12 protein-coding genes are annotated in these 10,252 nt (G+C 65.2%); 9 read left to right on the plus strand and 3 right to left on the minus strand.

The genetic code is table 11. The annotated features are described in order from the left end of the window. Positions 1-160: 160 nt before the first annotated feature. Positions 161-1,321 carry an alpha/beta hydrolase gene (locus ACODS4_RS27775; RefSeq protein ID WP_488869066.1) on the minus strand — a complete coding sequence of 387 codons (1,161 nt, stop codon included), beginning with the start codon at positions 1,319-1,321 and terminating at the stop codon, positions 161-163. Between the two features lie 301 nt (positions 1,322-1,622). On the opposite strand from ACODS4_RS27775, the gene ACODS4_RS27780 reads away from it, so the two are divergent. The 9 genes from ACODS4_RS27780 (at position 1,623) to ACODS4_RS27820 (ending at position 8,837) form a co-directional block, all read left to right on the plus strand. Further along, positions 1,623-1,925 (plus strand): urease subunit gamma, encoded by a 303-nt coding sequence (locus ACODS4_RS27780; protein WP_488869068.1) that lies wholly within the window; start codon positions 1,623-1,625, stop codon positions 1,923-1,925. 14 nt (positions 1,926-1,939) lie between these two features. After that, positions 1,940-2,245, plus strand: a complete 306-nt coding sequence (locus ACODS4_RS27785; RefSeq protein ID WP_488869070.1) for an urease subunit beta — start codon at positions 1,940-1,942, stop codon at positions 2,243-2,245. 30 nt (positions 2,246-2,275) lie between these two features. Next, the gene (gene ureC, locus ACODS4_RS27790; RefSeq protein WP_488869072.1) at positions 2,276-3,985 is read left to right on the plus strand and encodes an urease subunit alpha; all 1,710 of its coding nucleotides are present in this window, start codon (positions 2,276-2,278) and stop codon (positions 3,983-3,985) included. Positions 3,986-4,258: 273 nt separating this feature from the next. Then, the gene (gene murI / locus ACODS4_RS27795; RefSeq protein WP_488869074.1) at positions 4,259-5,104 is read left to right on the plus strand and encodes a glutamate racemase; all 846 of its coding nucleotides are present in this window, start codon (positions 4,259-4,261) and stop codon (positions 5,102-5,104) included. Next, positions 5,101-5,565 carry an urease accessory protein UreE gene (locus ACODS4_RS27800; protein WP_488869076.1) on the plus strand — a complete coding sequence of 155 codons (465 nt, stop codon included), beginning with the start codon at positions 5,101-5,103 and terminating at the stop codon, positions 5,563-5,565. Before murI ends, ACODS4_RS27800 begins: the two co-directional genes overlap by 4 nt. 181 nt (positions 5,566-5,746) lie before the next feature. After that, positions 5,747-6,421 carry an urease accessory protein UreF gene (locus ACODS4_RS27805; protein WP_488869078.1) on the plus strand — a complete coding sequence of 225 codons (675 nt, stop codon included), beginning with the start codon at positions 5,747-5,749 and terminating at the stop codon, positions 6,419-6,421. Beyond that, the gene (gene ureG / locus ACODS4_RS27810) at positions 6,418-7,062 is read left to right on the plus strand and encodes an urease accessory protein UreG (protein WP_119829718.1); all 645 of its coding nucleotides are present in this window, start codon (positions 6,418-6,420) and stop codon (positions 7,060-7,062) included. The genes ACODS4_RS27805 and ureG overlap by 4 nt, the downstream gene beginning before the upstream one ends. 354 nt (positions 7,063-7,416) lie before the next feature. After that, complete coding sequence (fabI, locus tag ACODS4_RS27815; RefSeq protein ID WP_488869081.1) at positions 7,417-8,202, plus strand: enoyl-ACP reductase FabI; 786 nt, start codon at positions 7,417-7,419, stop codon at positions 8,200-8,202. Between the two features lie 224 nt (positions 8,203-8,426). Next, the gene (locus ACODS4_RS27820; RefSeq protein WP_488869083.1) at positions 8,427-8,837 is read left to right on the plus strand and encodes a bacteriohemerythrin; all 411 of its coding nucleotides are present in this window, start codon (positions 8,427-8,429) and stop codon (positions 8,835-8,837) included. On the opposite strand, the gene ACODS4_RS27825 is transcribed toward ACODS4_RS27820, so the two are convergent. After that, the gene (locus tag ACODS4_RS27825; protein ID WP_488869087.1) at positions 8,813-9,133 is read right to left on the minus strand and encodes a low temperature requirement protein A; all 321 of its coding nucleotides are present in this window, start codon (positions 9,131-9,133) and stop codon (positions 8,813-8,815) included. The genes ACODS4_RS27820 and ACODS4_RS27825 overlap by 25 nt on opposite strands. A gap of 101 nt (positions 9,134-9,234) precedes the next feature. Further along, a complete protein-coding gene (gene serB / locus ACODS4_RS27830; RefSeq protein WP_488869085.1) occupies positions 9,235-10,152 on the minus strand; it encodes a phosphoserine phosphatase SerB in 918 nt (305 codons plus the stop codon). Positions 10,153-10,252: the final 100 nt, after the last annotated feature.

Here is a 10,252-nt window from a genome sequence, read left to right on the forward strand (position 1 = left end):
TGGGGGCCCCCCCACCCCAAGCGGCCCATTCTTGCAGAATGAGCCGAGCGTTCTACAAGACAAGCGCCGCGCGCTAAATCTGAAACAGCGCGGTGCTCTAATCTTTGATTTATCGAGCAGATTCACGCGTTAAATCGATCCCGATTCAACGCGACCTGCTCTAAACCAACGCCGCCGCCGCTTCGTGGTTGGCTTTGATCCGTGCTGCGGCGGTTTGGGGGGTGGGTGGAACTGGATCTGGCAGAATGCCGTAATCGTACCGGATGACCCCTTCGATGAGTCCGGCTTCGCGCAGGCCCGCCGCTGTAACGTTCGGATCGCTGAACAGCGCCTTCAGGAAAATTCGATTGCACGACTGCATGTAATAGCCCCAGTGCCGCCCGCGCCCACCAGCAGGCTCTTCCGACAGTGTGGTGTTGTAGTGGGTCATGAACCATTGATCGAAGGCGGCGCGTTTGTCGGAGGTGTCGCGATCAATCTGGATGTCGATCCAACGCTCGTCCGCTCGCATGCCATCGCGGCCAATGACCCGTGATTCAACGGTTTGAACCTGTCGGAACGGATGAATCATCTTTGTCGCTCCCCATTTGAGGACCGAATCGCTTCGGTTCACCAAATTGAACGCGTCAAAGCCGCCCTTTTCACTGGAATCACGGGCGTCAACACTGAATTCCGCCCCGCCCATCAGCACGACCCGCCGCACGGCGTTCGACATGCCTTGATCGGCAAGCAGAGCCAGCGTTTGCAAGGTCAGCCGAGTGCCCAGGCTGTGGGCCAGGATATCGACTGTCGCCCCAGCCCTTGCCAAAGCGCAAATGACGAGCTTCAGGGATCTTGCGGCTTGCACGGCCAGATCCAGAACGGCGTATTGATAGGGGTTGCTCCATGCTGCGTTGCCGTAATGGCTGAAGCTGCCGGTTGAGGTCCAACTGAAGGGAACCGCCACATCTTTGAGGGCGTTCCCTTCCTCATCGGTCTCGCCGACGATGGGCAACCAACTGCTGTAGGGACGTTTGAGATCCCTCGGATTGGCATAGACGCCGTTGAAGGCGTCATCCCCATCATGAGGTTCATATTCGGTTTCGGGATCATAGCTGTAGCCGTGCACCAGCACGACCGCCGCCGCCCCGTTCAGGTTTTTGACCCAGGTCGAGACGGCGGCTTGCAAAGCGGTGGATGGTTCCAGCCTATCGGAATTGAGCTTTGGAACGGCCTGAAACTCGGTCGCCCCCGACTTGTCACGAAGCGAGTCGACTGCTGTTTGGAACGCCGTAGAATCCGGCGCGCCCGCGTGTGTGGCTATCCAACGGAAACCCAGCATGGCTTTTCCTCCGAGAGATTCGCGACCAAAGAAATTTTTTCAGAGCAATCCAGGATAAAAAAGATATTTATTGGAAGATTATTCTTAATTTACGATTGCTTGAACCGGCGAACTCCACTTTTTAATTGAGGGATTAACGGAATTTGGCAGTTTCAGCCGAAACAGGTCGATTCCAGCGTATGGCGATGACCCAGTCGGGAACGGCGGTTTGCGCCCCGCTACGTCATACGACGCACTTGGCGCGCTGCGGCGACGTGGCATAATCGTTCCAACGAACAGGGCGCAAGAGGGCGACAACTCCATGAATCTGACAGGGCGCGAGAAGGACAAGCTGCTCGTCGCGATGGCCGCCATGGTGGCGCGGCGGCGGCTGGAGCGGGGCGTCAAGCTGAACCACCCCGAAGCGGTGGCGCTCATCACCGATTTCGTCGTCGAGGGCGCGCGCGATGGCCGCACGGTGGCCGAACTGATGCGCGACGGGGCCACCGTGCTGACACGCGATCAGGTGATGGACGGCATCGCCGAGATGATCCACGACATCCAGGTCGAGGCCACCTTCCCCGACGGGACCAAGCTCGTCACCGTCCACCAGCCGATCCGTTGAAGGGGGCGCCCGTCATGAAACCCGGTGAGATTTTCCCCGCGTCCGGCGAGATCACGCTGAACGAAGGCCGCCCGACGGTGGAGTTGGACGTCGCCAACGCGGGCGACCGGCCGATTCAGGTCGGCTCGCACTATCACTTCTACGAAACCAACGCCGCCCTGTCCTTTGACCGGGAGGCGACGCGCGGCTTCCGGCTCGACATTCCGGCGGGCACGGCGGTGCGTTTCGAGCCGGGGCAGACCCGGCGGGTGGCGCTGGTCGCCTATGGCGGGGACCGGGTGGTCATCGGCTTCAACCGCAAGGTCAACGGCGCCCTGTGACGGGCCGGACAGCATAAGGGCGAACCCAGCATGGCGCATCGCATCGACCGGGCCGAATACGCGGCTCTCTACGGCCCGACCACCGGCGACCGCATCCGGTTGGCCGACACCGACCTGATCGTCGAGGTCGAACACGACCACACCGTTTACGGCGACGAGGTGAAGTTCGGCGGCGGCAAGGTGATTCGCGACGGCATGGGCCAGTCGCAACGCTCGCGCCACCAGGGCGCGGTGGACACCGTCATCACCAACGCCCTCATCATCGACCATTGGGGGATCGTCAAGGCCGACATCGGCATCACCGGCGGGCGCATCGCCGCCATCGGCAAGGCGGGCAACCCCGACGTTCAGCCCGGCGTGACCATCGTCATCGGCCCCGGCACCGAAGTGATCGCGGGCGAGGGCAAGATCGTCACGGCGGGCGGCATCGACGCCCACATCCATTTCATCTGTCCCCAACAGGTGGACGAGGCGCTGAACAGCGGCGTCACCACCATGCTGGGCGGCGGCACCGGCCCGGCGGCGGGAACCTCGGCCACCACCTGCACGCCGGGACCGTGGCACATGGAGCGGATGCTCCAGGCGGCGGAAGGGCTGCCGATCAACCTTGGCTTCTTCGGCAAGGGCAACGCCAGCCGTCCCGACGCGCTGATCGAACAGATCGCCGCCGGGGCTTGCGGCTTGAAGCTGCACGAGGATTGGGGGACCACGCCGGACGCCATCGACACCTGCCTGTCGGTGGCCGACCAGTTCGACGTGCAGGTGGCGATCCACACTGACACGCTGAACGAATCGGGCTTCGTCGAGGACACCGTCGCGGCCTTCGCCGGGCGCGCCATCCACGCCTTCCACACCGAAGGGGCGGGCGGCGGCCACGCCCCGGACATCATCAAGGTGGCCGGCCTGCCGAACGTGCTGCCCAGCTCGACCAACCCGACGCGGCCCTTCACCGTCAACACGGTGGACGAGCATCTCGACATGCTGATGGTCTGCCACCATCTCAGCCCGCGCATTCCCGAAGACGTCGCCTTTGCCGAAAGCCGCATCCGGCGCGAAACCATCGCGGCGGAAGACATCCTGCATGATCTGGGCGTTTTCTCGATGATAAGCTCGGACAGCCAGGCGATGGGCCGTCTGGGCGAGGTCATCATCCGCACCTGGCAGACGGCGCACAAGATGAAGGCCCAGCGCGGGCGTCTGCCGCAGGAAACCGGCGACAACGACAACGCGCGGGTGAAGCGCTACATCGCCAAATACACCATCAACCCGGCGCTGTCGCACGGCATTGCCCACGCCGTCGGCTCCATCGCCGTCGGCAAGCTGGCCGATCTGGTGGTGTGGTCGCCCGCCTTCTTTGGCGTGAAGCCCGACATGGTCATCAAATGCGGCACCATCGCGGCGGCGCTGATGGGCGACCCCAACGCCTCCATCCCGACGCCGCAGCCGGTGCATTACCGCCGCATGTTCGGCTCCTACGGGCGCTCGCTCCAGGCCAGCAACGTCACCTTCGTCAGCGCCAAAGCGCTGGAGATGGAGGTCGGGCGGCATCTGGGCCTGCACCGGGAATTGATCGCGGTGAAGGGAACCCGGACCGTCGGCAAGAAGGACATGATCCACAACGACGCCATGCCCCACATCGAGGTCGATCCCGAAACCTACGAGGTGCGGGCCGACGGCGTGCTGCTGACCTGCGAACCGGCGGCGGTCCTGCCGATGGCGCAGCGGTATTTTCTGTTCTGATGTAAAGTGCCCCTCTCCCGCCTGCGGGCTACCGGATTCACACATCGTTCAACATGACAACCTATTGGGAGTAAATGACTTTAGCCGTCATCCCCGCGAAGGCGGGGATCCAGAGTTCGCAAGGCGCCCCCTATGATGAAGCCTGGATCCCCGCCTTCGCGGGGATGACGAACCCAAAAGTCGTTCCATTCCACTGTTTTGCCAAACGGTTCGATGTGTGAATCCGCTAGCCCGCAGGCGGGAGAGGGCATGACGGCTGCGAGGTTCTGTTTCGTGATCGGTGTTTTTGATTCGGGCCATGGCGGGTTGACGGTGTTGCGGGCGTTGGTGGACGCGGCCCCGGACCGCCCGTTCGTTTATCTCGGCGACCACGCCGCCGCCCCCTATGGGCCGCGCGACGAGGACGACATCCACCGCCTGACCCTGCGGGGGATGGAGCGCTTGTTCGATCAGGGTTGCACGCTGGTGGTCATCGCCTGCAACACCGCCGCCGCCGTGTCGCTGCGCCGTTTGCAACAGGAATGGCTGCCCACGGCCTATCCGGGGCGCAACGTGCTGGGCGTGCTGGTGCCGATGGTGGAGGCGATCACGCGGGTGCCGTGGATGATCGACACCGTGCCGCCCGACCATTTGGCCGAACCGCGCACGGTCGGCGTCTTCGCCACCCTGGCGACGGTCAATTCCGGCTCCTTTCCGCGTGAAATCGGCAAGCGCGCGCCGTCCGTCCGCGTCGTGCAGCAGGCCTGCCCCGATCTGGTGCCGTTGATCGAACGCGGCGCGTCGGACGCGGAGCTTGCCCCCGCCGTGGCGGGCTACGTCGCCGCGCTGCTGGACCGGCTGGGGGGGGAGCCGCTCGACGCCGTGGTGTTGGGCTGCACCCATTACCCGCTGGTCGCGCATCTGTTCCGCGCCGCCTTGCCGCCCGGCGTCGACATCCTGTCGCAACCGCTGCTCAGCGCCCGCTCGCTGGAGCAATATCTCGACCGCCACCCCGAATACCGCCCGGCGGCGGGGGAGAGCGGCGTGCGTTTCTTCACCACCGGATCGGCGCCGCTGGTCAGCGACTTGGCCGGGCGCTTTTTCGGCCATCCGACCCCCTTTGAACGGCTGTCCCCATGACCACCGACCCCACCCGCCGCGCCACCCGCGTCCACGCCCGAGGCCATTGGCCGTTGGACCGCGCCGTCGGCGCCGTGACGCTGGCCTTTGACGACCGCCACCGCCGCCGCATGGCGATGACCGACGACGGCGGCGCCGCCTTCCTGCTCGACCTGCCGCGCGCCGTGGCGTTGGACGAGGGCGACGGGCTGGAAATGACCGACGGCGGTTTCCTGCGGGTGATCGCGGCGGCGGAGGAATTGATGGAGGTCCGGGTGTCCGGCCCGGTGGAATCCTTCGCCCGAATCGCCTGGCATCTCGGCAACCGGCATTTGCCGGTGCAAATCACCGGCGACGTCATCCGCCTGCGCCGCGACCATGTGATCGCCGACATGCTGACCGGGCTGGGCGCGGAGGTCCGCGACGTGGTCGCCCCCTTCATGCCGGAAGGCGGCGCCTATGGCGGGCATTCCCATGGATAAGCCCTCTCCCGTCTCGGGAGAGGGAGGGGACCCGCCAGAGGCGGGGAGGGTGAGGGGCTGTCCAAACATGGAGCCTTCCGATCCTCGACGAACCCCTCACCCTTCCCATGCGACGCATGGGTCCCTTCCCTCTCCCGCTTCGGGAGAGGGCCTTGAGGCGGCGAGCCTCTCCACCCACGCGATGACCCGACTGTTGGCGTGGCTGTCGCCCTCCTTTCCCGTCGGCGGCTTTTCCTACAGCCATGGCATTGAGGCGGCGGTGGAGCGCGGGTTGGTCCGCGACCGCGCCACGTTGATCGTCTGGTTGGACGGGATCCTCCGCCACGGGGCCGGGCGGACGGACGGGGCGCTGTTCCTCGCCGTCCACCGCGCGGTGCGGGCGGGCGACGAGGCCGCTTTCGCTTGGGCGGTGGAGCGGGCCGACGCGATGCGGGCGTCGAGCGAAACCGCGCTGGAATCCCGCGCGCAGGGAACCGCCTTTCTGTTGGCGATCCGCGCCGCCTGGCCGCTCGACGGCTTGGCGCGCTGGGACGCGGCGTTGACCGCGACCGGACGCCCGCCCGCCTATGCCGTCGCCGTCGCCCTGGTGTCGGCCCTGATCGGCGTGGCGGAGGGACCGGCCTTGACCGCCTATCTGCACGCCTTCGCCGCCAATCTTGTTTCGGCGGGGGTGCGGCTGGTGCCGTTGGGGCAGACCGACGGGCAACGGGCGCTGGCCGCGCTCGACCCCATCACCCACGCGGCGGCGGCGGCGGCGCTGTCCACCCCGCTGGAGGATCTCGGCGGCCGGGCGCTGGCCGTCGATTGGACGTCGATGATTCACGAAACCCAATACACGAGGCTGTTCCGCTCATGACCGCACATTCCGCCATCGAAAAGAGCCACACCGGCCCGTTGCGCGTTGGCATCGGCGGCCCCGTCGGGTCGGGCAAGACGGCGCTGACCGACGCGCTGTGCAAGCGCATGCGCGACGATTGGGAGGTCGCGGCGATCACCAACGACATCTACACCAAGGAGGACGCGGAGTTCCTCACCCGATCCGGCGCGTTGAAGCCGGAACGGATCATGGGGGTGGAGACCGGCGGTTGCCCGCACACGGCGATTCGCGAGGACGCCTCGATCAACCTCGCCGCCGTCGAGACGATGAACGCGAAGTTCCCAAATCTGGATTTGATCTTCATCGAATCCGGCGGCGACAACCTGGCGGCGACCTTTTCGCCGGAACTGGCCGACATCACCATCTACGTCATCGACGTGTCGGCGGGCGACAAGATCCCGCGCAAGGGCGGGCCGGGCATCACCCGCTCGGATCTGCTGGTCATCAACAAGACCGATCTGGCCCCGCTGGTCGGCGCCAGCCTGGAGGTGATGGACCGCGACAGCCGCAAGATGCGCGGCGACCGCCCGTTCGTCTTCACCAACATCAAGGCGGGCGAGGGGTTGGACGCCATCCAATCCTTCATCGTCCAGCGCGGCGGCTTGCCGCTGCCGGGTTGACGGGGCCGGGTTGACGGGACCGGGTTGAGGGCGGCAATGAAACGGCATGAGCGCTTCCGGCGGGGCGCTCATGCCGTTCGTGCAAAACAACACAGCCGTTTTTTGATCCACATCAATGAGACCGCGCCAAGTTTATTGTCTGAACCGTATGGATTTGCGCCTGACTCCAGAGATTTTGCCAAATAGTGTGGCGGTTTTATTGCGACACGAACAAGTTGATTGGCGGCGGATGTTGGATTATGGTGCAACGCACAAAAGGAAATCGACGCGCCTTTCGGGCAACGGCTTTGGTCGGCCCAGAGATGGAACCGCCTTCGGTGCCCCAATCCGTCCCCCTGACATCAGGATAGTCCCATGACCACGATCATTCCCGCCGTCGCCACGCTCGAAGGCAAAAAGGGTCTTATCCTTGGCATCGCCAACGACCAGTCGATCGCCTGGGGCTGCGCCCGCGCCTTCCGCGCGATGGGCGCCGATCTGGCGATCAGCTATCTGAACGACAAGGCCAAGAAGCATGTCGAGCCGCTGGCCCAGCAGGTCGAGGCTGAAATTTTCGAGCCGGTGGACGTCACCGGCGAGGGCGAGTTGAAGGCGATCTTCGACAAGATCGGCGAGAAGTGGGGCCGTCTGGATTTCGCCCTGCACAGCATCGCCTTCGCGCCCAAGGACGACCTGCATGGCCGCGTCGTCGATTGCTCGCGCGAAGGCTTCCAGCAGGCGATGGACGTCTCCTGTCACTCCTTCATCCGCATGGCCCGCTACGCCGAGCCGCTGATGACCAACGGCGGCTCGCTGTTCACCATGTCCTATTTCGGCGCCAACCGCGTCATCGACAATTACGGCGTCATGGGGCCGGTCAAGGCGGCGCTGGAAGCCAGCGTGCGCTATCTGGCGGCTGAACTGGGGCCGAAGGGCATCCGCGTTCACGCCATCTCGCCGGGTCCGATCAAGACCCGCGCGGCGTCGGGCATCGCCCATTTCGACGAGCTGATGAACAAGGCGGCGGAGCGCACCCCGGAACATCGTCTGGTGACGATTGAAGAGGTCGGCTACACCACCGCCTTCCTCGCCACCGACGGGGCCAAGGGCATCACCGGCGACACCACCTACGTCGATTGCGGCTATTCGATCATCGGCTGATCGTTTCCGAGAAACAGCGTCTTCTGATGAACGGGCGGGGGCGGCGACGCTTCCGCCCGTTTTGCGTGGCGGGTGGAAACTCGCGCTTTGGGTGCGTCAAATTGCCGTGTGACGCCGCTGACCGTTTGGTCCGACTGGTAACACCACCATAATCCCCGACAGGCATGATGCCGGGAACCGCCCCTTCCATCGGGTGGACCGGCGATGGAGGAGGCCGGGGGGGCATGGGCGTCATAACGTGGCGACGGCAGTTGAGCGTTGGTCAGCCAGCCATCGACGACGATCACAAGCACTTGATCGGGTATCTCAACGAACTCGACGCGGCGCTGACCAGCGGGCGGTTCCAACCGATCCGCGTCGCCAAGATTCTGGTCAAGCTGTTGGAATACACCAAAGAGCATTTCGCGCGCGAAGAGCGGATCATGCAGGTGGCGCATTACCCGAAATATGAGGAGCATGTGCACCAGCACCGCGAGGCGGTCCGGCTGGTCAGCGAGCTGTCAAACCGCTTTTCCATGGAACCGACGCACGAGAACGCCGAAAAACTCTACAAATTCACCGCCGACTGGCTGGTCCGCCACATCATCCTGCAAGACACGCAGTTGACGCCCTACGTGCGCGGCGTCTGGGGCTGACTCCCCAACGCGCGGGTTTCCCACAGCGCCACCAGCAGCAGAACCGCCCCTCCGGCGAAGGCGCTGGGCAGGGAGGAGGACAGGATTAGCCCGGCGAACATCAGGCCAAGCAGCAGAAGCCGCACCGGCGTGCGTTCCGGGTCCAGCCAGTTCGTGACCCAGGAGGTGAAGATCCACACCCACCAGACCGCCAGGAACAGCATCCCGGTTTCCAGCGCCCCGCCGACCGTCGGATGGGCGGCCAGCGTGTGGGACAGTTGGGTGACGGCGAAGACGAAGACCAGATCGAAGAACAGCTCGACACAAGGTGACGCGGCCCGCCTCGTGGCCGCCGCGCGGGCGCAACAAACCGCGCCGCCGCTGTTCGCCTGTCATGCTTGGCCTCGCGCGTCGGGGGTTAGGGGAGCCGATCCTTGAACTCGTCGATCCGGTAGCCTTGGGCGTAGAGCAGCGCCGTCAGATCGCCGTGATCCACCCGCGCGCGGGCCTCCGCCGCGACCGACGGCTTGGCATGATAGGCGACGCCCAGACCGGCGGCCAGCAGCATCGGCAGATCGTTCGCGCCGTCGCCGACCGCCATCGTCTCCACCATCGGCACCCGGTGTTCCCCGGCGTAGGCGAGCAGCGCCTGAAGCTTGCTGTCCTTGTCGAGGATCGGCTCTTCGACCAGCCCGGTCATCACGCCGTCAATGATCTCCAGGCCGTTGCCCCGGTCGTCGTTGAAGCCGATCCAGTCGCGCACCTTGCTGGTGAAGCAGCGGAAGCCGCCCGACACCAGAACGCAGGCGGCGCCGTTGGCCCGCATCGTCGCGATCAGTTGCGCCGCGCCCGGCATCAGGGTGGCGCGCCGCCACACCTCGTCGATCACCGATTCCTTCAGTCCCTTCAACAGGGCGACCCGCTCGCGCACCGATTCTTTAAAATCGATTTCACCGTTCATGGCGCGGGCGGTGATGGCGGCGATGTGGTCCTTCAGCCCGACATAATCGCCCAACTCGTCCAGCATCTCCTGCTCGATGATGGTCGATTCCATGTCGGCGATCAGCAGCCGCTTGCGCCGGGTGGCGAAGGGTTGGGCGAAAATATCCAGCGCCGGGCCGGTCGGCGTCGCGTTGGGCAGCGCGTGGCGGATCGCCGCCTCGGCCTGCTCCGGCGCCAGATTGCCAAAAGGCAGGTCGCAGGCGGTTCCCGGCGCCAGCCAATCGGGCGCGCCCGCGTCGGCGCCCAGCGCGACCAGCGCCGCGCGGGCGGACAGAACGACGCTCTCGTCAAGCGTGACGGAGCGGGGGGCGATCAGCGTGGCGACGGCGTTCATGACGTGGGTGTCCCGGCTAGCGAAGGGGCCTTTCGCCGCTGCCTACCACAGCCGGTGGGCAGGGTCCAACGAAGGTTCGGCGATGGCGCGCCCGTCGATC

The sequence above is a fragment of the Azospirillum sp. FG154 genome (genome assembly GCF_057809575.1).